The organism is Allobosea sp. CCNWLY174 (genome assembly GCF_037120455.1).
Lineage (GTDB): Bacteria > Pseudomonadota > Alphaproteobacteria > Rhizobiales > Beijerinckiaceae > Allobosea > Allobosea lupini.
In genome coordinates, this window is sequence record NZ_JBBBBQ010000001.1 from 594882 (window position 1) to 616393 (window position 21512).

22 protein-coding genes and 1 pseudogene are annotated in these 21512 nt (G+C 64.1%); 12 read left to right on the plus strand and 11 right to left on the minus strand.

Annotated features, from left to right (window positions below):
• Positions 1 to 66 precede the first annotated feature (66 nt).
• From V7S63_RS02805 to V7S63_RS02845, 9 genes are all read left to right on the plus strand, one after another.
• Positions 67 to 2961, plus strand: coding sequence for a right-handed parallel beta-helix repeat-containing protein (locus V7S63_RS02805; RefSeq protein WP_336529135.1), 2895 nt, complete (start codon positions 67 to 69; stop codon positions 2959 to 2961).
• 89 nt (positions 2962 to 3050) lie between these two features.
• Positions 3051 to 3707: a class I SAM-dependent methyltransferase gene (locus V7S63_RS02810; RefSeq protein ID WP_336529136.1), complete on the plus strand. Its 657-nt coding sequence runs from the start codon at positions 3051 to 3053 to the stop codon at positions 3705 to 3707.
• A gap of 5 nt (positions 3708 to 3712) precedes the next feature.
• Positions 3713 to 4582, plus strand: a complete 870-nt coding sequence (locus tag V7S63_RS02815; RefSeq protein ID WP_336529137.1) for an HAD family hydrolase — start codon at positions 3713 to 3715, stop codon at positions 4580 to 4582.
• A gap of 970 nt (positions 4583 to 5552) precedes the next feature.
• Entirely contained in the window at positions 5553 to 6107 is a 555-nt protein-coding gene (locus V7S63_RS02820) for a methanogen output domain 1-containing protein (RefSeq protein WP_336529138.1), read from the plus strand.
• Positions 6082 to 7263, plus strand: a complete 1182-nt coding sequence (locus V7S63_RS02825) for a sensor histidine kinase (protein WP_336529139.1) — start codon at positions 6082 to 6084, stop codon at positions 7261 to 7263. The genes V7S63_RS02820 and V7S63_RS02825 overlap by 26 nt, the downstream gene beginning before the upstream one ends.
• Complete coding sequence (locus V7S63_RS02830) at positions 7260 to 7919, plus strand: response regulator (RefSeq protein ID WP_248307388.1); 660 nt, start codon at positions 7260 to 7262, stop codon at positions 7917 to 7919. Before V7S63_RS02825 ends, V7S63_RS02830 begins: the two co-directional genes overlap by 4 nt.
• A gap of 255 nt (positions 7920 to 8174) precedes the next feature.
• A complete protein-coding gene (locus V7S63_RS02835) occupies positions 8175 to 8855 on the plus strand; it encodes a LuxR C-terminal-related transcriptional regulator (protein ID WP_248307387.1) in 681 nt (226 codons plus the stop codon).
• Between the two features lie 375 nt (positions 8856 to 9230).
• Positions 9231 to 9983: a response regulator transcription factor gene (locus V7S63_RS02840; RefSeq protein WP_091829545.1), complete on the plus strand. Its 753-nt coding sequence runs from the start codon at positions 9231 to 9233 to the stop codon at positions 9981 to 9983.
• 31 nt (positions 9984 to 10014) lie between these two features.
• Positions 10015 to 10827 (plus strand): glycosyltransferase family 2 protein, encoded by an 813-nt coding sequence (locus V7S63_RS02845; protein WP_336529140.1) that lies wholly within the window; start codon positions 10015 to 10017, stop codon positions 10825 to 10827.
• A gap of 88 nt (positions 10828 to 10915) precedes the next feature.
• On the opposite strand, the gene V7S63_RS02850 is transcribed toward V7S63_RS02845, so the two are convergent.
• The 3 genes and pseudogenes from V7S63_RS02850 to V7S63_RS02860 form a co-directional block, all read right to left on the minus strand.
• On the minus strand, positions 10916 to 11125 hold the full coding sequence (locus tag V7S63_RS02850; RefSeq protein WP_336529141.1) for a hypothetical protein: 210 nt from the start codon (positions 11123 to 11125) through the stop codon (positions 10916 to 10918).
• A 98-nt stretch (positions 11126 to 11223) separates the two neighbouring features.
• A complete protein-coding gene (locus tag V7S63_RS02855; RefSeq protein ID WP_336529142.1) occupies positions 11224 to 11397 on the minus strand; it encodes a hypothetical protein in 174 nt (57 codons plus the stop codon).
• A gap of 374 nt (positions 11398 to 11771) precedes the next feature.
• Positions 11772 to 11954: pseudogene (locus tag V7S63_RS02860) on the minus strand (ABC transporter ATP-binding protein); the annotation flags it as partial.
• A gap of 10 nt (positions 11955 to 11964) precedes the next feature.
• On the opposite strand from V7S63_RS02860, the gene V7S63_RS02865 reads away from it, so the two are divergent.
• Complete coding sequence (locus V7S63_RS02865) at positions 11965 to 12156, plus strand: hypothetical protein (protein ID WP_336529143.1); 192 nt, start codon at positions 11965 to 11967, stop codon at positions 12154 to 12156.
• A gap of 66 nt (positions 12157 to 12222) precedes the next feature.
• Here V7S63_RS02865 and guaA read toward each other — a convergent pair whose 3' ends face one another.
• The 4 genes from guaA to V7S63_RS02885 all read right to left on the minus strand — a co-directional run bounded on the left by guaA (position 12223) and on the right by V7S63_RS02885 (position 15857).
• Positions 12223 to 13803 carry a glutamine-hydrolyzing GMP synthase gene (gene guaA, locus V7S63_RS02870; RefSeq protein WP_336529144.1) on the minus strand — a complete coding sequence of 527 codons (1581 nt, stop codon included), beginning with the start codon at positions 13801 to 13803 and terminating at the stop codon, positions 12223 to 12225.
• Positions 13800 to 14252: a type II toxin-antitoxin system VapC family toxin gene (locus V7S63_RS02875; protein ID WP_336529145.1), complete on the minus strand. Its 453-nt coding sequence runs from the start codon at positions 14250 to 14252 to the stop codon at positions 13800 to 13802. The genes guaA and V7S63_RS02875 overlap by 4 nt, the downstream gene beginning before the upstream one ends.
• A complete protein-coding gene (locus V7S63_RS02880; protein ID WP_091829609.1) occupies positions 14245 to 14472 on the minus strand; it encodes a hypothetical protein in 228 nt (75 codons plus the stop codon). The genes V7S63_RS02875 and V7S63_RS02880 overlap by 8 nt, the downstream gene beginning before the upstream one ends.
• An 86-nt stretch (positions 14473 to 14558) precedes the next feature.
• Positions 14559 to 15857, minus strand: coding sequence for an RsmB/NOP family class I SAM-dependent RNA methyltransferase (locus tag V7S63_RS02885; protein WP_100959040.1), 1299 nt, complete (start codon positions 15855 to 15857; stop codon positions 14559 to 14561).
• 157 nt (positions 15858 to 16014) lie between these two features.
• Between V7S63_RS02885 and V7S63_RS02890 the strand changes: the two genes are divergently transcribed.
• A complete protein-coding gene (locus tag V7S63_RS02890; protein WP_167561506.1) occupies positions 16015 to 16152 on the plus strand; it encodes a hypothetical protein in 138 nt (45 codons plus the stop codon).
• 182 nt (positions 16153 to 16334) lie between these two features.
• A complete protein-coding gene (locus tag V7S63_RS02895) occupies positions 16335 to 17492 on the plus strand; it encodes a glycerophosphodiester phosphodiesterase (protein WP_336529146.1) in 1158 nt (385 codons plus the stop codon).
• Positions 17493 to 17571: 79 nt separating this feature from the next.
• On the opposite strand, the gene V7S63_RS02900 is transcribed toward V7S63_RS02895, so the two are convergent.
• From V7S63_RS02900 to V7S63_RS02915, 4 genes are all read right to left on the minus strand, one after another.
• Complete coding sequence (locus V7S63_RS02900) at positions 17572 to 17841, minus strand: hypothetical protein (protein WP_091829615.1); 270 nt, start codon at positions 17839 to 17841, stop codon at positions 17572 to 17574.
• 138 nt (positions 17842 to 17979) lie between these two features.
• Complete coding sequence (locus V7S63_RS02905) at positions 17980 to 18696, minus strand: amino acid ABC transporter ATP-binding protein (RefSeq protein WP_091830542.1); 717 nt, start codon at positions 18694 to 18696, stop codon at positions 17980 to 17982.
• Positions 18697 to 18786: 90 nt separating this feature from the next.
• Positions 18787 to 20166, minus strand: a complete 1380-nt coding sequence (locus V7S63_RS02910) for an amino acid ABC transporter permease (RefSeq protein ID WP_336529147.1) — start codon at positions 20164 to 20166, stop codon at positions 18787 to 18789.
• Between the two features lie 10 nt (positions 20167 to 20176).
• Positions 20177 to 21367 carry an amino acid ABC transporter permease gene (locus tag V7S63_RS02915; RefSeq protein WP_244543673.1) on the minus strand — a complete coding sequence of 397 codons (1191 nt, stop codon included), beginning with the start codon at positions 21365 to 21367 and terminating at the stop codon, positions 20177 to 20179.
• Positions 21368 to 21512: the final 145 nt, after the last annotated feature.

The window sequence follows — 21512 nt, forward strand, 5'->3', positions numbered from 1 at the left end:
GGCCCGGAGTTACGCTGCTCCCGGGACGGCAGCCGCCGCGCAGAGCAAAGGTCGACCGTGAAGGGAATGCCACGAGCACCGGCCAGCGCCGCGATTGACCGGCGGGCGACCGACCGCTACCTGCCGATCCTGGCGCTCGGCTTTGCCGGCTATGTCGTCTTCGGCAAGAGCTTCGCCTATCTCGGCCTGCCGCCGCTCTTCGTCGGTGAGATGCTGTTCGCGCTCGGCCTGCTCGCCTTCCTCGCCTCGGGTTGCACCGCGGCGCTGCTGACCACCGTGCCGGCGCTCAGCGCCGCCCTGCTGATGGGCTGGGTCCTGCTGCGGACGCTGCAAGGCATCGGTGCCTACGGGGTCGACGCGTTGCGGGACGGCGCGGTCGCGCTCTATGGCGGTTTCGCCTTCATCGTCGCGGCGCTGATCGTGGAGCGTCCGATCCGCATCGCGCAGATCATGGGCTATTTTCGCGTCCATGCCCGCGTGCTCATCCCGATCGCAATCGTGTTCTATCTGATCGCGCGCTTCTTCAATGCCTATATCCCGAAGCTGCCGGGCCAGAATATCGAGATCATCTCGGTGCGCTCCGGCGAACTCGCCGCGCATCTGTGCGGCGCGCTCGTTCTCGTCCTGGTCGGCCTGTGCAGGGTCAGCCGAACCTGGCTCGTCGCCGCGCTCGGCGCGGCCCTGCTCGTGGCCAGCCAGAGCCGCGGCGGCATGCTGGCCCTGCTGCTTCCCCTGCTTTTGTGCATGGTCCTAACCGGCCAGATCGGTCGCCTCGCCAGCATCACCATGGCCCTCACACTCGTCATGATGGTGGCCTACGCCGCCGATTTCGAGCTCGCCCTGCCGCGAGGCGAGCGGCCGATCAGCGCGGCCGCCGTGGTCGAGAACCTCGCCAGCGTCGCCGGATCGAGCGACGCCAATAATCTCGACGGGACCAAGCAATGGCGGCTGAGCTGGTGGCAAGCCATTCGCAACTACACCATCCACGGCCCCTACTTCTGGACCGGCAAGGGCTTCGGCGTGAATCTGGCGGAGGCGGACGGCTTCGTCGTCGGCCTCGAACGCGGCGGACCCATCGTGCGCAGCCCTCACAGCGTACACATGACCTATCTCGCGCGGGGCGGCGTGCCCGGTCTCGCCCTCTGGCTCCTGGCCATCGGCAGCTGGACGATCGCGCTGCTGCGGGCCGCCCACCTCGCCTGGCGGCGCGGCGACCTCGACTGGGCGCGCTATTTCGTCTTCTTGGTCTGCTACCTCGCCTCGATCGTCATCGACGCCTCCTTTGACGTCGCGCTCGAGGGACCGATGCTCGGCATCCCCTTCTGGATCCTGTTCGGGATCGGCTTCGGTTCGCTGATGGTCTACCGCGCCTGGCACATCGTCGCGCCGCCGGTCCGCTTCGGTCGCGCTGCACGCGGCGGCGCGCACCTCGCCGGCGCAGCTCTTCTCGGAGCGATGACATTGCTGGGCAGCTCGCGCTCCGACGCTGCCGAAAATGCGCATTGCCCATCCGGCTCGATCCTGGTGCCGGTGGGCGCCTCCATCCAGGCGTTTGTCGACAAGGCCGCGCCGGGCGCCACTTTCTGCATCGCAGCCGGCGTTCATCGAGACCAGTTGGTCACGCCAAAAGATCGACAAACCTTCATCGGTCAGCCCGGCGCCATTCTGAACGGCGCCGAGCTGATCACCGACATCAGCCCGAAGGACACCGTCTGGGTGACCGCCATGCCGCAGTTCGGGACCAAGCGGTTCGGCTCCTGCCTGCCCAATCGCGCCCGCTGCAACGATCCGCGACGTTTCTTTCTCGATGGCCAACCGCTGGAGCCGGTTTCCGACCGTGCCGAGCTGCAGCCGGGCCGCGTCTATTCCGATGCCGCAACGGGGCTGAGCTATCTCGCGGACGATCCGCGCGGCCGAACGCTGGAGCGGGCGCGCCTGCTCTATGCGTTCAACAGCCGGGGCGCGCGCGGTGTCACGGTCAAAGGCCTGATCGTCGAGAAATACGCGACCCCCGCCCAGCAGGGTGCGATCTTCGGCGACGAGCATCCCCGCGCCACCGACTGGCTGATCGAGGACAACGAGGTCCGCTTCAACAGCGGATCCGGGATCGCGACCGGGGAGAGGAGCATGGTCCGCCGCAACAAGGTGCACCATAATGGCCAGCTCGGCATCTCGCCCAACGGCAGCGATGTCGTGATCGAAGACAATGAGATCTATGAGAACAACATCTACGGCTTCGATGCTGCCTGGGAGGCCGGCGGCGTCAAGGCCGGCAAGGTCGAGCGCCTGACGCTGCGCGGCAACCATGTGCACGACAATTACGGCTCGGGGCTCTGGTGCGATGTCGATTGCCGCAACGTCCTGTTCGAGAACAATCTCGTCGAGCGCAATTCGGACGCCGGCATTTTCTACGAGATCAGCTTCGACGCCATCATCCGCAACAATACGGTTCGCCTGAACGGGACCGGACGCGGCGGCCAGCAGGGCAGCGCCTGGATCTGGGGCGCCGGCATCCAGATCGCGGCGTCCGAAGGCGTGAGCGTCTACGGCAACAAGGTCACAGTAGCTTCGGGCGGCACCGGCATCGTCATCGTCGACCAGGGCCGTGAGCGGCTCGATCAGCCCAGACTGAAGGACGGCCAAAAGAAGCTGTTCTATCTGACGGCGCGCAACGCCGTGCACGACAACGAAATTGTCTACGACGGCAACTCCGGCCTGTCCGGCGGAGCAAGCGACGTTCCCGCTTCCAATCCGAATTTCGGGATCATCGAAACAGGCGGAAACCGGTTCGACCGCAACACCTATGTGCTGCGCGGACCGACCAAAGCCCCGCTCTTCATCTGGGGCGGAGAGCCGGTCTCCTACGAACGCTTCCGCGATCTCGGCCAGGAGGCGAACGGCCGGATCATCCGGGCCGACCAGGGGCCGCCTGCCCAGAACGGCTTAGTCCAGAAGCCCTAGCGCTCAGCCGTCGGACCAGGCTGCCGGCTGAACGCCTGGCGCTAGGATTGCGCACGGGAACCGGTAGATCATCGCGAGGCGAAGAGCTCATGAACATGATTCCGCGCTCGTTCCGCCGCTCCCAGTTCCGCGAAGAACGGTTCAAGACCTATGTCCGCCCGATCATCGACGCGGTGATCGAGAAGCGGGGCTCCTGCCGCATCCTCGACCTCGGAGGGGACGCCGATTACTGGCAGTTCGACCTGCCCCCTTCGGGGGTGGAGATCTCGCTCCTGAACATCGAAGCCAAGCCCCCTTCGCCCGATCCGCGCTTCCATGTCGTCCAGGGCGATGCGCGCGACGTCAATGCGTTCGGCGACCAGAGCTTCGACTTCGTCCATTCCAACTCGCTGATCGAGCATGTCGGGCGCTGGGCCGACATGAAGCGCGTCGCAGCCGAGATCAGACGGCTGGCACCGAACTACTACGTGCAGACACCGAACTTCTGGTTTCCGCTCGATCCGCACAGCAACGCGCCGATCATGCACTGGCTGCCGCAACCGCTGCAGCGGCGGATGGTGTCGAGCAAGGCCCGCGGCTTCTACGCGAAGGCGGCCTCCCTCGACCAGGCGATGCAGATCGTCGAAGGCACCACGATGCTTGACCGGGCCCAACTCGCCGAACTCTTTCCGGACGCGAAGATCCTGACCGAGAACGTCCTGTTCCTGCCGAAATCGCTGATCGCCATCAGGGCTCCCGCCAGGTGAGACAGGTGGGGCCCCCCCGGCCGGACTTCGCATTCCTGGCCCTCGCCAAGGATTGTGCAGCCACGATCCCGCCGTTTCTGGAGCTGCTGCAAACGCTGAGGCGCAGCGGCTCGAGCGTTGCCGCCTTTGTCGGGGAGAACGGCTCGCGTGACGGAACGCAGGCGTTGCTCGATCAGGCCCAGAGGCGCGGGGAGCTTATCCTCGTCCCGACCGCGTTCATGGCAAGCGAGCCGGAGCGGCTGAGGCGGATGGCGCTCGGCCGACAGCGGCTCAAGAGCGAGCTCGAAGCATCGGGCCTCGAACCCCGTGTCGTCTGCGTGCTCGACATCGACAACGTCATCGCCGTGCCGCCCCCCATTCCGGCGCTGCTCGCCGCTGCCGCGAAACTGGACCGGCCGGGCGTCTTCGGCGTATCGGCAAGCTCTCGCCCACACTATTACGATCTGCTGGCCTACGAAGACGAGCACAGGTCCTTCACGACGTTACTTGACGAGCTTGCGATCAATCGGTCAGGGATCGTGCAATACTACCGCTTCTTCCGCTCACGCATCTATCCGCACCAGCGCGCCCTCACCTCCGATCGCGAGATCTCCTGCGCCTCGACGTTCAACGGCCTGTGCCTCTATCGCGCCGAGACGTATCGTCTCGGCAGCTATCGTCAGGCAGGCCCCGTCATCTGCGAGCATCTCGTCTTCAACCGCCGCCTCGCCGCCCTGACCGGCGGAGCGATGCTGATCGACCCCGATCTGGTGCTGCGCACGCCTCGCGATCACGCCGAGCAGAGCTTCCTGCCCTTCGCCTGGCGGCGCTTTCGCAAGCTGATCTCGCAGCCTCGTCCTCGGCACATCAGCCTGCCGAACCTGCCGGCCGAGTGACGCAACGGAATTCTGTTGCGGCCAACATCTTGACAAATGTGAACAGCCGTCAACATTGACCCGGCGGCAACCGAGCACGCCGACGCCTTGCGCGACGTTTTCGCCGCGGAATCGTGCGTCTGGGCGCACCGATCACGAAATTATTACCAGGACGATGATCTGGCGACCGGCCCTCATTCCTACAGATACGAATCATTTTAGACAAACGAAAATTAGCCATATCTAGTCCGAACTATCATTGATTATAGATTCTAAGCTTATTTCATATCTCCAACAATCACCTGCAAATTGTTTGAATCTTATTTCAAATATTAAAATAATATATTTATTTGAATAATATTTTCATATTTCTTTGTCTATTCGTCCCCGCAGGCGGCACCCCCAGCTGTCTAAAATTCGAAACAGAATCGAGGATACAACTTATGTTAGAATTCATAGTTCAAAGGAGCCGTTTTGGAAATACATCCACGAATCTGGGCAGACAAACGCCGACAATGTGCTATTATCACCCTGAAGATAAGTGCCCCAACCTGAGATGGCCGGTACGATCCGTTCTCTCGACGCCTGACTGACCACTGCTCTCCTGTATTTTTTATCCGTATATCAACCATGAGAATCCACGCAGAATTTGAGACGAACTGCCCCAACAGAACCGGTTGTTTCGATATTTTACGGGCCTGGAAATGGATTTTATGTTGTAAACGATAACTCTCTAATACCTCTTGTCTTGAACTCAATTTTGTTATTTTTCAGAAAATATCATTCGCTAAACGATTTATAGATACAAAAAGAGAAATACACCAAGAAACACATCTCTGATCCAAGAGATAAGTTTCTGAACTATTCCTTCCCGAATCCAATCGGAGAAAGGCTCTTGGTCTAACCTCCCTCGCGGATCAGCAGCCTCGTACAGAGCTGCGTGCAAAGAATGATCGCCTGGGGCGTGTGTCAATTCAGGGGGCTAGCGAGCGTGACTCCATCCGTCTCCAATATTTCGCCGAGTATCGGCGCTCTCGAGATCGACTTCGATCATCATGGTCTTTTCAACATCTTGGTGGCCGACATGGCCGAGCTGCTGGAAAGCATTGCAGGGGTCGAAGACGCCTGCGCCTATGTCAGCGGCATCGCCGCGCGCCTCGGCACCGATATCGAGAAACAGTACAAGACGGCACTCGGTGTCCAGCGTCTCAACCGCGATCAACTGCTCGAGATCCTGATCGACCTGAAAAACCGCGCCGGCGGCGCATTCTCGATCGTCGAGCAGGACGAGGACAGGGTCGTGTTCAGCAATTGCGCGTGCCCGCTTGGCCGGGCGGCAGCGAACCGTCCCTCACTGTGCATGCTGACATCGAACATCTTCGGCCGCCTGACCGCCAACGCAGTCGGGTACGCCGCGGTCGATCTGGAGGAGACGATTGCCTCGGGGGCGGCTGAATGCCGCGTGGTCCTCCGTCTGAAGCGGATCGAGCCGGGCCCGGGGACGAGGGAATATTACCGAGATGATGCATCTGCAGCTTCGGCATGAGCTGGATCTCGAGGTCTATCTTGAGCCGTCGGTCATCGCCCTGACCGACGGAAGCATCCGTGCGCTCAATCGCGCCGCCAGCCAGTTGCTTGCCCCCGGCCGAGCAGCCACGTCGCTGCTCGACGTCTGCGCGAGCCGGGTCGATGCATTGCGGACCTATCTCCTCGCCTGCTCGGGCTCGCGCCAGCCCCTGATCGAAAGGGTCGGCTTCAATGGTCCCGACGGCCCCGGCGACTACCGCTGCTTCGGCAATGTCCTGGTCCCGCGGCGCAAGAGCCAACCGGCGACGCTCCTCCTGCGGCTCTTCCCCCTGCTCGACCCGCGCTTCTCGGCAGCTGCGGAGCGGATGAGACGCTTGACGGCCGAGCGGCAGCGTCGCCTTGCCATGCAGCAATTCGACGAGTTGCGCAGCGACCGCCTCCGGCTGGTCGAGCAATATTGCTTCGTTGCCGAGGCGCTGCGGATCGTGGAGGCGCGGACGCACCGGCTCGAGGATGAACTCAACCACATCCGAGCCGACGAGCGCGCGCGCATAGCACGGGACCTGCACGACCATACCGGGCAGGAGATGGCCCGGGTCCTCATCGAGCTGAGAGCCTTGCAGGAGAGCACGAAGGGACTTGCAAGACGGCGCCTCGACGAGATCGTCGAGCATGTCACCGGGGTCGGGCGCAAGATCCATCACGCCGTCGTCAGCGGCCGACCACGCATCGTCGAGGAACTCGGCTTCAGCCGTGCCATCGAGGCCATGGCGGCGTCGTTCGCAGCGGATGGGCGGCTCCAGCTCTGTTTCAGGAAGAAGGGGGCCGAGCCGGACCCGATGCCTGCCGTCATCGAGGACACACTCTACCGGGTGGCGCAGGAAGCTCTGACCAACACTCTCAAACATGCACTCGGCGCGCGAAAGCTCGATGTCGTGCTGGACTTCGCGAGGAGTTCGGTCTCGCTCAGCATAGCCGATGACGGCATCGGACTTCGAAGTCAGCCCGAGCGGCCGGGAGATGGGCTCCAGACCGGCATCGGGCTGCCAGGCATGCGCCAGCGCATGGCGGATGTCGGCGGTACGCTCGGTATCGGGCCCCGCTGCGGCAAGGGCACGATCGTCACCGCGGTCGCTCCCTTGACCGGCGTCGTGCCGCGGAGCGTCTCCTCGTGACGACGCGGATCATCCTGGTCGACGACCACCCGGTCGTTCTGGCCGGACTGAAGGCTCTCGTGCTCGGCCAGCCGGATTTCGAGCTGGTGGGACAGGCGAGTTGCGCGGCCGAGGCGCTCGCGCTCGTGCGCGGTCAACGACCGGATCTTGCTGTCCTCGACATGGGGCTTCCCGGCATGAACGGCCTGACGCTGGCCGAGCGCATCCTCGAAGAACTGCCCGAAACCCTGATCGTCATGCTGACCCATTATGCAGAGCCGAGCTATGTCCAGAAGGCGCTGCGGGCCGGCATTCGCGGCTACGTCCTCAAGGCATCGGCGAGCGACAAGGTGGCCCAGGCGTTGAGGACGGTCCTGAGCGGCGGGGTCTATATCGATTCCGAGCTGGAGGATTTCCGCTCGGAATGGATCCGCAAGCTGTGTCCGGCAGCCGGCGTCAGCACGGCGACCGCGAGTGACACACTGACCTATCGCGAGATGCAGGTTCTGCGCCTGGCTGCGGTCGGCCACTCCAACAAGGAGATCGCCCGGCGCATCGGCCTCGGCATCAAATCGGTCGAGACCTACCGCTACAGGGCCTGCAAGAAGCTGATGCTGCACTCGCGTCTCGACATCATCAGATACGGCGCCAGCCATGGCTGGATTCTCGACGTCTGACGATACTGACTAAGCCATTGGCGCGTTGAATTGCCAGACCTGCTCCTGTGAGGAGTACTCAGCTTGGCTTGACTGACACAATAATGGCCATGCTCCCGTAACGGCATCTCCCGAAGAGCGTCGCGACTTGAACAGCCGTTCCCGCTACGACAGGCCGGGGATAGGGGCCTGCGCTCGGGAACCGCCTTCGAACGGCGGAGCCCGATATTGCGGCCGCGTCCCCACCGAAAAAACGACCAGAGCGGCGGCACGACCATGGCAAGGATTCTCGTTGCCGACGAACATGCGCTCTACCGCACGGGTCTGCGTACGATCCTGCAGGCCGCGTTGCCGGAGGCCGAACTCCTCGAAGCCGAAGACTTCGACGGCCTGATGCGCAACCTGATGGAAGAACAGCCTATCCATCTCGTGCTGGTCAGCCTTGGCCTGACGGGATCCACCGATCCGGCGATCATCTGGGATTTCAAGCGGGCCTCCCCGACGACACGCTACGTCGTCATCTCGGGCAACGGCACCTTCGACCAGGTCCTCCACTATATCGCGGAGGGCTTCCACGGCTTCATCTCGAAGCTGCAGCGGGACGACGAGATCATCGAAGCGGTTCAGGAGGTGATCGCCGGCCGCCTCGCGGTGCCACGCGGCCTCACCCCGTTCGGCTCGGCCGCCGAGGCCTACCGCTCTCGCGAGGCGCCGCAGCGCCGGACCAGCTCGCAGCAGGATCCGTTCGGGCTGACGCGCCGGCAGCGGGATGTCCTCGCGCTGCTGGCGGACGGGCTCTCCAACCGGGAGATCGCCCAGGCCCTCCATATTGCGGAACCGACGGCCAAGATCCACGTCTCCGCACTGATGCGGACGCTCAACGTCCGCAATCGCACCGAGGCGGCCGTGCTGGCCAAGGATCTGATCCGCATCCTCAAGACCGATCCGACCGGCTGAGACGGCTCGCCCGGAAAGCGGCCGATCATCCGCGTCTTCCTCTACGGCAACCTGAAGATAATCTCCCTCCCAGCTTGCAAGCCAAGCTGGTGAAATCGGACGCTTTGTCGCAGGTCGCGTGTAAGGCTTTTCCTGACGGGATCGTATTTTTCCTGACAAGACGACTACATCCGAATGAACTAATTATTAACGATGACATTCAGGGTGCTTGCATCCCTCAGTGTCACTTTGTGGCCGTTTTGGATTAGTCACTGCCTGCTTCATCTCGGAATTTCTCAAACAGCGCTACGGAATACCTCCGCTGGTGCGGCTGGGCGACATGCGCCTGGCTGCATCCGCCACCCCAGTTTTGTGTCGAGTAAGAGGGAAGTACCGATGTCAGACATCATCGAGACCGCTGTACTGAGCGACAATGCCCTTCTGCGCGAAGGCATAACCAAGTTGTTGGATGGCGCTCGCTTCCACGTAAGCCAGAGAACCACCAGTCTCGACCTGCATCGATACGATAACGGCCAGCAGGCGCCCGATCTTTTCATCGTCGTGATCGACGACATGTCCTGCTCCATCGTCGGCGACATCAAGCGACAGTTCAAGAGCGCCAAGATCGTAGCGCTCGCCCTCCGCGGCAGCCGGGAGTTGATGCATCGCGCGATGCAGCTCGGTGCGGTCGGCTATCTCGTCGAGTCCGTCTCGGCGCAAGATCTCATCACCTCTCTGGAAGTCGTCATCGCCAACGGCGCAGTGTTCCCGCCCGAGCTGCTATCGCAGCTCTCCGAGGTGGCGGTCGAGCCGCAGCGCCTGCTGCAGGGCGTGCAGCGCCGGGCTGACGGCTCCCCGTTCCAGGGGCTTTCGGTCCGCGAGGTGAGTATCCTGGAAGGGCTCATGCTCGGCGAGTCCAACAAGGTGATCGCACGCAAGCTGGAGATCGCCGAAGCCACCGTGAAGGTGCACGTCAAGGCGATCCTTCGGAAGGTCCGGGTCAGGAACCGTACCCAGGCGGCGATGTGGGCCATGCAGAACGCGGTAACCCGGATTCCGGTCGTCGAAGAGGCCGACACCGCGGAAGCGGCGCCGATGCCGATGATCCCGGCGAGGCCCGACATGGCTTCCGCTCCTCGGCACGTCTGACCGCACCGGCTCCAGCAGCGGAACTGCGCCAATGATCGTGACAATCGTGACCCCGACGCTGAACGCCGTCGACTATCTCAAGGAATGCATCGAATCCGCGCGCCGCAATGCGACGCGCGGGATCGAGATCGAGCATGTCATCGTCGACGGCGGCAGCACCGACGGGACCGTGGAGCTCGCGCGCAGCTATGGGCTGAAGGTGATGCAGGGCAAGGACAGCGGCATCTTCGACGCCATCAACAAGGGATCCTTCAATTCCTCGGGCGAATTGCTGGGCTTCCTGGGCGCCGACGACGTCATGCTCCCGGGCGCGGCGACGGCGGTCGTCGACGCCTACCGCAAGAGCCGGCGGCGCTGGGTGGTCGGCGCGATCCGATGGATCGATTCGAACGGACATGGCCTCGGCGGGCTCGCGGCGCCTCCGAACTGGATGACGCCGGCGATGCTTGTCTGCCTGGGCTGGAATCCGATCATGCACATGGCGACCTACTTCTCCCGGACCTTTTTCGAGGAACTGGGCGGGTTCGACATCGCCTACCGGGACGCCGGCGACTACGACATGTTCTGCCGGGCCCTGGCGAAGGAGCCTTACGGCCGGATGACCCAGCCGATCGCCTGCTTCCGACGGACGGGCGTCAACAACAGTGCGATCCATGGGAGCCGTACCGCCGCCGAATGCGCGCGGGTCTACGCCCAGCACGGACCTTCATCGCAGGCGGAACGCCTGTTCTGGCGGGTGCTGCTGAAGGCCTATTTCAACCTCGGCAATCCCGACTGGATGCTGTCGAAGATGGCCGACACGACGCGTGCGACGCTGAGGCTTCAGCCGAAAGCGCATTTCTGACCCGCCCGGCCACCAGGCTGCTCAGGCAAGCCACATTCCGACGGGCCATGCCAGTCCGCCGGGGTGTCGGTTGTCCGGCGCTGAAGCGTCAGCGCATCGTGGGCAGACATTGCTTCCGTCGTCCTTGTGTCAGCAGCAGGACACAGGCGACGAGTGGCCAGATGGCGCAGACCAGAGCGACGATGAGGATGTCTTTGGCGGTGAGCCGCTCACGCTCGGCTTCAAGAACCGAATTGAGCGCGATCAGGCTCGCGATCAGCAGATGGGCCGCCGTTAGACTGACGAACGTGATGACCATCTGAACCGCCTCTCGGCGAATGGCTTCCGTAGGTCACGCTAGCGCCAACGCAGGCATCGGCAAGGAGGCAGGAAGGTATCTCTGCCGACCATTCGGGACTACCGCAGCGGCCCGGCGTACAGCACAGCAACCGCCTCGCGCGCCATGAGCGCAGAGGATATCGCAGTGGCCAATCCCGATCGCAGCGCGCTCACCCCGACCCGCAGAAACGCATCGCCGTCCATCACGCTCGGAATGTCGAAGGCGACCCATTGCCGCTGTCCGTCGCTCATCCGAGGCGCGCCTTCGATGATCCTCGGCCGTCGGGCCAAGCCCGATGCTCGGCAAGGCGGAAGGCTGTGCCCTCGGCCCCCAATGCCTGAAGCAGAGCTTGGATCACGGTGACCGGTCCGCCAGTCCCCGAGCCGAGAGAGCTGAGGGAGGCGTACACGAGAACCGTGTCCCCAGGGACGCGCCCAGCGACAGCGGGTCTTTCCCAAGGCTTGCAGCCGTGACGGGCCTTGCGCTTCTGGCAATGCCTTCTTCTTCGGTCGTCCGGCATCCGGCCAGGCGAGATCCCGCTGCCCTTCGCCATCAGCCCGGCACCAATCATGCGAGCGCGCATTCGCACAGTCCGGCAATAGCCTGAGCAAGCCGGCGCGACGGTTCAATGCCCCTCGCCGCCCCCGAGATAGGCGGCGATGAGTTTTGGATCGTGGATCAAGGTATCTGCCTTGCCCTGCTGGACGATCTCGCCGGTCTCCAGCACATAGCCGTAATCGGCGGTCTCGAGCGCGGCGCGGGCATTCTGTTCGACCAGCAACACCGAGACGCCGAGCTCGCGCATCGTGATCGGCAGGGTGCTCAATGCCCATATCGACGACCGCTTCGTCATCGATGCAGAGCGGCGCTACATCGACACGCCGGGGCTGAAGCTCATTGCCCGCCTGCACGCGAGCGGGGGGTATCTGCGCTCGACGGATCGGTTCGATATGGTTCGGCCGAGCTGGGCGAAGCGGCAGGCAAAGCGCCCTGCGACGCCAGAAGCCTAAAGCCCGCTTGGCATGCCCCCATGAGCGGCCAGTTCAGGCTCGTTCATGGTTGGCTTGTGGCAAAAATCATTCCCACTCGATCGTGCCTGGGGGCTTGCTGGTCACGTCGTAGACGACCCGGTTGATGCCCTTGACCTCGTTGATGATGCGGGTCGCGGTGCGGCCGAGGAAGGCCATGTCATAAGGGTAAAAATCCGCCGTCATGCCGTCGACCGAGGTCACGGCGCGCAGCGCGCAGACATGGTCGTAGGTGCGGTAGTCGCCCATCACGCCGACTGTTCGCACCGGCAGCAGCACGGCGAAGGCCTGCCAGATCACATCGTAGAGGCCGGCCTTGCGGATCTCCTCGAGATAGATCGCATCCGCCTTGCGCAGAATGTCGAGCTTCTCCTTGGTGATCTCGCCGGGGCAGCGGATGGCAAGACCCGGCCCCGGGAAAGGGTGGCGGCCGACGAAGGCCTCGGGCAGGCCGAGCTCGCGGCCGAGGACGCGGACCTCGTCCTTGAAGAGCTCGCGCAGCGGCTCCACGAGCTTCATCTTCATGCGTTCGGGCAGGCCGCCGACATTGTGGTGGCTCTTGATGGTCACCGACGGGCCGCCGCTGAACGAGACGCTCTCGATCACGTCGGGATAGAGCGTGCCCTGGGCGAGGAAGTCGGCGCCGCCCAATTTGGCCGCCTCGGCATCGAAGACGTCGATGAAGAGCCGGCCGATGGTCTTGCGCTTTGCTTCCGGGTCGGCACCGCACTTGGCGAGCTCGGCGAGGAAAAGCTCCTCAGCCTCAACATGGACCAGCGGGATGTTATAGTGGTCCCTGAAGAGACGTACGACCTCATCGGCCTCGTTCATCCGCATCAGGCCATGGTCGACGAAGACGCAGGTGAGCTGGTCGCCGATCGCCTCGTGGATCAGCACGGCCGCGACGGCCGAATCGACGCCGCCAGAGAGCCCGCAGATCACCCGGCCCGTGCCGACCCGGTCCCGGATCTTCTTGATCATCTCGGCGCGATAGGCCGACATGCTCCAGTCGGGCTTGCAGCCGCAGATGTCGACGACGAAGTTGCGCAGCAGCCTGGCGCCATCCGGCGTATGCACCACCTCGGGATGGAACATGGTCGAATAGAAGCGCTTCTCCTCGTCGCTCGCCACCGCATAGGGGGCGTTCTCCGAAGTCGCCTTGACGGTGAAGCCGGCCGGCAGCTGCGTGACGCGGTCGCCATGGCTCATCCAGACGGGATAACGCCCACCCTCTTCCCAAACGCCCGCGAACAGGGCGGAGGGCGTGACGATCTCGACATCGGCGCGGCCGAATTCGGCGGCATGACCGCCCTCGACCGTGCCGCCGAGCTGATGGGCCATGGTCTGCTGGCCATAACAAATGCCGAGCAGCGGCAGCCCCGCGGAGAACACCTCCTGGGGCGCGCGCGGCGAATTGCCGTCGGGCACCGAGGCCGGGCCTCCGGAAAAGATCACGCCTTTCGGCTTCAGCCGCTGGAAGGCATCGGAGGCCGACTGGAACGGCGCGATCTCGCAATAGACGCCGATCTCACGGACCCGGCGCGCGATCAGCTGCGTGACCTGGCTGCCGAAGTCGATGATCAGGATGGAGTCGTGATGGGCGGGGTTCTGGGGCTGGGAGCTCGTCATGGCTCGCCATAGAAGATCAGGCCGCTTTCGTCGACGCATAAAATCAAGGGGGCGAATGGCGTTGGACGCAATTTCTCCGCGAGCTTGCGATCCGCGGTGAGCATGAGCGCGCCGGCCTGATCAGCCAAGGCGACATAGAGAGCGTCGTAGACCGAAACGCCGTGATCGATGGCAATCTTGGCTGCCACAGCGAGCAGAGAGGTCAAATCATTGCTGGCAACCCGCCGCGTCGCCGAATCCAAGGCGCGCTCGAACTGAACGGATTCGATCGATCCCTTCCGCAGCTTGCGGCAAAGCACCTCGCCGATTTCAGCTAGCGCGTGGCTGGGAGCAAGGAAAACGCTGCCGGCCGCTTCATACCCTTCGAGCACAGCTTGCGCGAGCCTGGAGCCGCTTTCGTCGACGAGCAGTTTGACGATGAAACTTGCGTCGAGAACAACGCTACTCATCCCTCAACGCCCGAATGATGTCGACGCTGTCCTCCTGAGGCCCCGGCGGTGTCAGTGCGCGGATCGCCGCAAATTCCTTCGAGATCGGCAGATGCTCAGGCCGGTTTGCGAGCACGGTCCAATCTTGCGCGCGCCGAGCGTTCTCGGCCGCCCGCCGTACCTTTGCCAGAACCTGCTGCAAGGTCACACCATCAAGCCGCGACGCTTCAACGACCACCATGGAAGCTACTCCCGACAGACTGATTGGCTGCCCCCATGATATAGGGACGGCCCAAGCTTCGCAAAACCTTCGCTTGGATCGACGATTCAGCCCGGCGCCGCAAGGCAGCTCAAATAGAATCCGTCGGTCCCGGTCCGGCGCGGCGAGAGCTGCAAGCCGAAGCGCGTGGCGAAACGGGCGAGCAGGCCGAAATCGACCTCGCCGGTATCGAGCAGCGAGCGCGTCGCGACCGGCACGAAGCCGGGATGGCGCACCAGGAAGGCCTCGACCGCGCCGTCATTCTCCTCCGGCAGCATCGAGCAGGTGATGTAGGCAATGCGCCCACCTGGTTTCACCAGACTGGCGGCACGCGTGAGAACCTGCGCCTGTTCCTTGATGCGCTCGGCCAGCGCGCCGGGGCGCACCCGCCATTTCGCATCCGGATTGCGGCGCCAGGTGCCGGAGCCGGTGCAGGGCGCATCGACGAGCACGAGATCGATCGTGCCGACGAGATCGGCAAGCGCATCATGGCCGCGGCTCCTGGGCACGCGGACCTCGACATTGCCGGCGCCGGAGCGGGTGAGCCGGTCATGCAGCGGCGCCAGCCGGCGGCTGTCGAGATCGGTGGCGAAGATGCGCCCGTCTCCGCCGAGGACAGCAGCCAGTGCCAGCGTCTTGCCGCCGGCGCCGGCACAGAGATCCACGACACTCATGCCGGGCTGTGCGCCGGCGAGCAGCGTCACGAGCTGCGAGCCCTCGTCCTGGATCTCGAACTCGCCGTTGAAGAAGCTCGGCTCGCTCTGCAGCGACGGGCCGCGGCCATCGGGGCCGGGCAGGAAGCGCAAGGCATCGGGCGACCAGGCGCCCGGTTCGGGCTGAAGATGCGCCAGCGCTGCACGCAGCCTGTCGCGATCGGTCTTCAGCCGATTGGTGCGGATATCGGCCGGCGCACGGCCCGCCAGAGCCTGTCCTTCGGCAACCGCATCGTCGCCGAAGCCTGCCATGAAGGAAGACCAGAGCCAGTCGGGTACATCGGCCTGCATCCAGCCTGGCGCGGCGTTGAGATCGAAGGCGGCGAGCCCGGCGACCTCGAACTCGGTCAGCGGTGCGGGGGCATGATTCTGTCCGCTGAAGAGGTCCGAGATTTCCTCGACGCCGAGGCCGCGCTGGCTGACCAGCATGCCGAGCACGAGCGCCCGCGGCGTCTCCTCACCAAGCGCATGCACCGAGGACGCGCGGCGGCGCAGCGCATCGTAGACGAGCGAAGCGACGGCGGCGCGATCCTTCGAGCCGGCGAAACGGCGTGACAGCCCCCAGTCCTTGAGCGCGTCGGCCGCCGGGCGCCGGCGCTCGATCAGGTCCGCCAGGACCTCGATGGCGGCGCTGATGCGGGCGGCGGGAGTCATGTCCGGCGGTTCCTGTGCTTGCTTTGCATCGCAGCCCTCGAGCCCGGCGCCATTTCGAACGATTCCGAAGCGCGACAGCACCCTTGACGCCCTCGTCCCACAGGGCGCAAGACGATACAACTCCTTCCGCAACGCCAACCGCCCAGGAACCACTGCAATGACTGCCCTCTCCCGCCTCGCGCTTGCCGGCCTGTTCTGCCTGTCGCTTGCCGCCTGCGCCACCCAGCCGGTCGACACCACGCCGCCGCCGGCCAAGCGCCTGGACGCCAAGACCTCGCTCGAAGGCCGCCGCTGAGATTCCGGAGGCACCCGCCGCCGGATAGCGAGCGAGCGCCTCGACCAGTTTCCGATACTCCCCTTCGCAGCGCCCATGACGACATGTTCGAGGCGCTGCGCAGGGGCACGAAGCCTTCACCAGCCTGTCATATCCGCCGAGCAGTTTCGCCGCCTTTCCGCAGGAAGCGAGGATCGGACGAGATGAAGCCCCTGTTGCAGCCGGCGACCATGCTGGCGACCTTTGCCCTGGCACTGGCCGCCCAGGCCCAGAGCCCCGTGCCGACGCTCGACGGAAAGCCGGCCCTGATTGCCGGCCATCGCGGTGCCAGCGGCTATCTCCCCGAGCACACGCTCGAAGGCTACAAGCTCGCGATCGAGCAAGGCGCCGACTTCATCGAGCCTGATCTGGTCGCGACCAAGGACGGCCATCTCGTCGTTCGCCACGAGCCGATGATGTCGGGCACCACCGATGTCGCGACGCGGCCGGAATTCGCCGCGCGCAAGACGACCCGCAAGGTCGACGGTGTCGACACCACTGACTGGTTCGCCTCCGACTTCACGCTCGCCGAGCTCAAGACGCTGCGGGCCAAGCAGGCCTTCGCCGATCGCGACCAAGCGCATAACGGCAAATACGAGATCCCGACCCTGCAGCAGGTCATCGATCTCGCCAAGGCCGAAAGCGCCCGCACCGGCCGCACAATCGGCATCTACCCGGAGATCAAGCACTCGACCTATCACTCGGCCCTGGGCCTGGCGATCGAGGACAAGCTGCTCGATCAGCTCAAGGCCGCCGGCTGGACGGAGAAAACCTCGCCGGTGATCATCCAGAGCTTCGAGACCGCCAACCTCAAATATCTGCGCGGCAAGACGCAGCTGCGCCTGATCCAGCTCGTCGACGCCGACGATGTCGACAAGGATGGCGGCATCGTCCTCGCCGCGCCCTTCGACAAGCCCTACGACTTCGTCGTCACCGGCGACAAGCGCACCTTCAAGGACCTCGTCACCGCCGAAGGCCTGAAGGAGGTCAGGACCTATGCCGACGGCGTCGGCCCCTGGAAGCCCTATCTGATGCCGGCCAAGCAGGTGATCGGCGACGACGGCAAGCCGCGTGACCTCAATGGCGACGGCACGATCGACGAGCGCGACCGCGTCTTGCTGCCGCCGACCGATGTGGTGAAGAACGCCCACGCCGTCGGCCTCTTCGTCCACACCTGGACTTTCCGCAGCGAGCCCAAGCGCCTCGCCTCCGACTTCAAGGGCGACCCGGCCGCCGAGTACAAGGCCTATCTGGCGCTCGGTATCGACGGGCTGTTCTCGGACTTCCCGGACCAGGCGGTGAAGGCGCGCGACGCCAAGTAGTCGCACCGCAAGACAAGACCGCCGCACCAAATGGGCGCGGCGGTCTCATGGACACAACTAAACCTAACTCAACTCACGCTTAGTCGCAGACACGTACCGTGCGACGGATTTCCCCGCGCGGAGTTTCGCGAATTCGCGTCTCGGTGCGGCAGTCGCGCTCCGCGCGATAGGCTCGGCGGCGCTCCCAGCGATCACGCTCGCGCCAGCGATCCTCACGGTCCATCGCGCGCTGCTGCGGCGTGCGCGGGTCGATCCTGACACCGCCCGGCCCGATATCGACGGACTGCGCGAAGGCGCCGGAGCCGGCCAGCAGCAGGCCCGCGGCAAGGGTCGAAGCAAGCAGTTTCATCGGCTTTTCCTCCATTGTCGGGAAAAGCAACGAGATGGGCCGGCAAAGGTTCCCTACCGATACCGCCTCCAAATTCAGCCCGCCAACGAGAACGGCGCCCGCAAGGGGCGCCGTCGCAGAAGGAACCGAGCTGCCGGATCAGTGCAGGATCTGGCTGAGGAAGAGCTTGGTGCGCTCGTGCTGCGGGTTCTTGAAGAACTCGTTGGGCTCGTTCATCTCGACGATCTGGCCGGCGTCCATGAAGATCACCCGGTCGGCGACCTGGCGGGCGAAGCCCATCTCGTGGGTAACGCAGAGCATCGTCATGCCTTCGTCCGCCAGCGAGACCATGGTGTCGAGCACCTCCTTGACCATTTCGGGGTCGAGGGCCGAGGTCGGCTCGTCGAACAGCATGATCTTCGGGCTCATGCAAAGCGAGCGGGCGATGGCGACGCGCTGCTGCTGGCCGCCCGAGAGCTGGCCGGGATACTTGCTCGCCTGCTCCGGAATCTTGACGCGCTTGAGATAGTGCATCGCGATCTCCTCGGCGTCCTTCTTGGGCATCTTGCGAACCCAGATCGGCGCCAGCGTCAGGTTCTCGAGGATCGTCAGATGCGGGAACAGGTTGAAGTGCTGGAAGACCATGCCGACGTCGCGGCGGATCTCGTCGATCTTCTTGAGGTCGTTGGTGAGCTCGGTGCCGTCGACGATGATCTGGCCCTTCTGGTGCTCTTCCAGCCGATTAATGCAGCGGATCATCGTCGACTTGCCCGAGCCGGACGGGCCGCAAATGACCAGCTTCTCACCGCGCGACACCTTCAGGTTGATGTCGCGCAGCACGTGGAACTCGCCGTACCACTTGTTGACGCCGATCATCTCGACGGCGGTCGCGGTGTTGAGCGCGGTCTGCTTCAGCGCGGACGGGCGCGAGCTGGTGGTTTCTGCCATAGCCATGATTTGATCCCCTCAACGCTTCTGGCCGGCGGCGAGCCGCTTCTCGACCGCGATCGAGTAGCGAGACATGCCCCAGCAACACAGGAAATAGAAAACAGCAGCGAATGCATAGCCCGTCGCGCGGGTGGTCGGCGTCGCCCAGGTCGGATCGACCAGGGTCGCCTCGATGGTACGCAGGAAATCGAAGATGCCGACGATGGTGACCAGCGTCGTGTCCTTGAACAGCCCGATGAAGGTGTTGACGATGCCCGGGATCACGATCCGCAGCGCCTGCGGCAAGACGATCAGCCGCATCATGCTCCAATAGCCGAGGCCGAGCGACATCGCGCCCTCGTACTGGCCCTTGGGCATGGCCTGCAGGCCGCCGCGCACCACCTCCGCCATATAGGCGGCCGCGAAGAGCGCGACGCCGACCAGCGGGCGCAGCAACCGGTCCGGTGAATATTCCTGCGGCACGAACAGCGGCAGCATGGTGTTGGCCATGAACAGCACGGTGATCAGCGGCACGCCGCGGACGAACTCGATGAAGATCACCGAGAGCAGCTGGATGATCGGCAGCTTGGAGCGCCGGCCGAGCGCAAGGACCACACCGAGCGGCAGCGAAAAGACGATGCCGACCGCCGCGATCAGGAAGGTCACGGTCATGCCGCCCCAGAGGCCTGTATCGACCCTGGGCAGCCCGGGGCTGCCCGCGAGCAGGCTCAGGAAGCCGAAGACGACCAGCGCGAACAGCACGAGCTGCTTCGGCCCGAAGAAGCGCTTCCAGACCGGGAGTTGCTCTACGACCGCCAGCGCTGCGCCGCCAATGTAGAACCGGACGAGCTGCGGCACGAATGACAGGATGACGTAGAGCGCGGCGAGCGCCAGCGTCAGCGTCAGGCAGAAGCCGAGGAAGCGTTCGGCGCCGGGGCCGCCGAGCAGCAGCACATAGGCCGAGATCGGCATCAGCACGAAGAAGAAGAAGATGCCGAGCTTCTTCTTCGGTGCATTGGTCCAGAGCAACCAGGCAACGCCGAGCGCGAACATGGCGAAGACGATGTTCACGCGCCAGCGCTGCGCGATCGGGTAGGAACCGTAGATGAAGTACTGGAAACGGTCGGCGATATAGGCCCAACACGCGCCGACGGGTCGGCCGACCTTCTCGGCGAGGCAGGCGTCGCGGCTGGTGCCGGACCAGACGGCGTCGAGGAAATAGAACCTGACCAGCCCCGGCACCGTATCGATCACGAGGTAGAGGCCAAGCAGCGTCAACGCGATGTTGAGCGGACTGGAGAGCAAATGCTGCCTGACCCAGGCGAGCGGCCCGGCGACGGAGAGCGGCGCCGGCTGTTGCTCCAGCGTTTCCTTGCGGACGAAGGCGTAGGGAGCCATTTCGGTGGTTGCGTCGGTCATCGGGGCGCCCTCACCGTTCCACCAGCGCCATGCGCTTGTTGTAGATGTTCATGAACAGAGACGTGACCAGCGAAATGGTCAGATAGACCGCCATGGTGATGGCGACGACCTCGACCGCCTGGCCGGTCTGGTTCAGCACCGTGCCGGTGAAGACCTGGACGAGATCGGGATAGCCGATCGCCACCGCCAGCGAAGAGTTCTTGGTCAGGTTGAGATAGTTCGAGGTCAGCGGCGGGATGATCACCCGCATCGCCTGTGGAATGACGACGAGCTTGAGCGTCGGCCCAGCGCGCAGGCCGAGCGCATTGGCTGCCTCGGTCTGACCTTTGGATACGGCGAGAATGCCGGCACGGACCACCTCGGCGATGAAGCCGGCGGTATAGGTCGTCAGGCCCACCAGCAGCGCGACGAACTCCGGGAAGATCTGGATGCCGCCGCGCAGATTGAAGCCGGCGAGCTCGGGATAGACGAAGGAGATCGGCCGACCGGTGACGAAATAGACCAGCGTCGGCAGGACCACGATCAGGCCGAGGGCGACGAGGCCGATGGGATATTGCTTGCCGGTCGCGGCCTGCTGCTTGCGGGCCCAGGACCGGAAAACGAAGGTGGCGACGAGGCCGATCAGAAACGCCCAGATGATCAGGTTGCCGCCGGGCCCAAACTGCGGATCGGGCACATAGAGGCCGCGGTTGTTGAGCAGGAAGCCGGCCGGCAGCACGATCGACTGGCGCGGATTGGGCAGTGGCTTCAGCACCGCATTGTACCAGAAGAACAGCTGCAGCAGCAGCGGCACATTGCGGATCACCTCGACATAGATCATCGCGATCTTCGAGACGATCCAGTTGCTCGACAGCCGGGCGACACCGACGAAGAAGCCGAGGAAGGTCGAGAGCACGATGCCGATCGAGGCGACGAGCAGCGTGTTCAGCAGGCCGACCCAGAAGGCGCGCCCGTAGGTGCCGGTCGAGGCGTCGTACGGAATCAGCTTCTGGTTGACGTCGAAGCCGGAGGCGTTGTGCCAAAAGCCGAAGCCGGAGGCGATCTTCTGCGCCCGCAGGTTCTCGATCGCGTTCGAGGCGGCCGACCAGATCAGGAAGCCCACCACGGCGAGCAGCAGGAACTGATAGGCATAGCCCCGGATCTTCGGGTCGTAGAGCAGCGAGGCCTTGCCCGGCTTGATCTCTGCGGAAGTAATCGACACGTCTGACGCCCTTTTCGAGTTTTGGCGACCGAGGGTCCGGCAACCACCCTTAAGCGGATGGCTGCCGGCCGGTATTGTTATCCGGTTCGCCGGAACAAGACAGCTTCAAGGATCAATACGCGGTGGATGCCGCGCATTGGTGTTT